This is a genomic window from Micromonospora mangrovicola, assembly GCF_047200535.1.
GTDB lineage: Bacteria > Actinomycetota > Actinomycetes > Mycobacteriales > Micromonosporaceae > Micromonospora.
This window is the reverse complement of the sequence record NZ_JBJZOG010000226.1, coordinates 1-1509: the sequence shown is the minus strand read 5'-3', so window position 1 is coordinate 1509 and position 1509 is coordinate 1. Positions and strand designations below refer to the sequence as shown.

1 protein-coding gene is annotated in these 1509 nt (G+C 68.8%); it reads left to right on the top strand.

Annotated features, from left to right (window positions below):
• Positions 1 to 171 precede the first annotated feature (171 nt).
• On the top strand, positions 172 to 1491 hold the full coding sequence (locus tag ACL02O_RS34160; protein ID WP_459560901.1) for an IS701 family transposase: 1320 nt from the start codon (positions 172 to 174) through the stop codon (positions 1489 to 1491).
• Positions 1492 to 1509: the final 18 nt, after the last annotated feature.

Genomic DNA, 1509 nt, shown 5'->3' with positions numbered 1-1509 from the left:
TAGTACGGCAGCCGCCATTAACCGTGTGAGCTGGGCTGATGCGGGTGGCGGGGCGGGCAATGTGGACGCAGCCGCCCTGATGATCATGTGTGTGTGACGACAACAAGATCACGGGCGGCTGCGGCTGCCAGGATAGCGGCTGGCCGGGCCCAGCGGTTGCGGGCCGACCTGATGCAGCGGCTGCGGTCGTGTTTCGTGCGGGTGCAGACCTGGCAGCAGGCGGATAAGTACGTGTCTGCGGTGGCCAGTGACCTGCCGAAACGTAACGGGTGGACGATCGCGGAGTACGTCGGGGACCGTGGTCCGGACCGGGTGCAGCGGTTGTTGAACCGGGCGGTGTGGGACACCGACGAAGCGATGCGTCTGGTCCGCCGGTTCGTGGTCGACGGGCTGGCCACCGCGGCCCGCCGGCGACGTCGGGGGCTGGTGGTCGGGGCGTTGGACGAGACCGGCCAGCAGAAACGCGGCACCGCCACCTGCGGGGTGAAACGGCAGTACATGGGCTGCGCGGGCCGGGTGGAGAACGGCATCAACACCGTGCACCTGTCGTATGTGCGGGAAGGCCTGGGGCACGGGTTGATCGGGTTCCGGCAGTGGATCCCCGCCGAACAGATCGACGACGCCAAGACCGCCCAGGCGATGGGGATCCCGGGCGACCTGCTGTTCCGCACCAAGGGACAGTTGGCGATCGACATCTGCACCGACGCCTACACCGACGGCATCCGCTTCGACGTCATGTGCGGGGACGAGGTGTACGGCGCCTGCACGCAGCTGCGGGAGTTCTTCGAACACCAGCAACAGGCGTACGTGCTGCGGGTGGCCTCCACGTTCCTGCTGGACCTTGGTGCCGGCGTGCGGTTGACCTGCCGGCAGGCCGTCGAGGAGCTGGTGGACGACCAGCGGCGGTGGGAGGTCCGCAGCGCCGGGACCGGGTCGAAAGGGCAACGCTGGTACGGGTGGGTGCAGATCGCCACCGCCAACCCCCGCCACGTGCTGCTGGTCCGCCGGCACCTACGCACCGGCGAGCTGGCCTTTCACTACTGCTACCAGCCCGACGGGCAACCGAAGAGCATGACCCGGCTGATCCGCGCCGCCGGACTACGCTGGCCAGTCGAGGAGGACTTCGAGTTCGGCAAGGACCAGTTCGGCCTCGACCAGTGCCAGGCCCGCCTCCACGGCGCGATCCGACGACACACCGTGCTGGTCATGGCCGCCCTGGCCGTCTGCGCCGTCACCACCGCGCAACTACACCACCGCACCGACACCCAGGCCCCACCACCAGTCACTCCCGATCAGGCCCCGCCAGACGATCCCGGCCGGATCCCCCTGACCATCCCCGAGACCCGACGCCTCCTGGCCAGACTCAGCCACCGGCCGAAACCACCCCACCACGCCGAACACTGGACCGACTGGCGCCGCCGCCACCAAGCCCGCTCACGCTGGTTCCACCAACGCACCCGACTCAACCGCGAATACGCCCTGGTCAACTAGCCAATGGCGGCTGCCGTA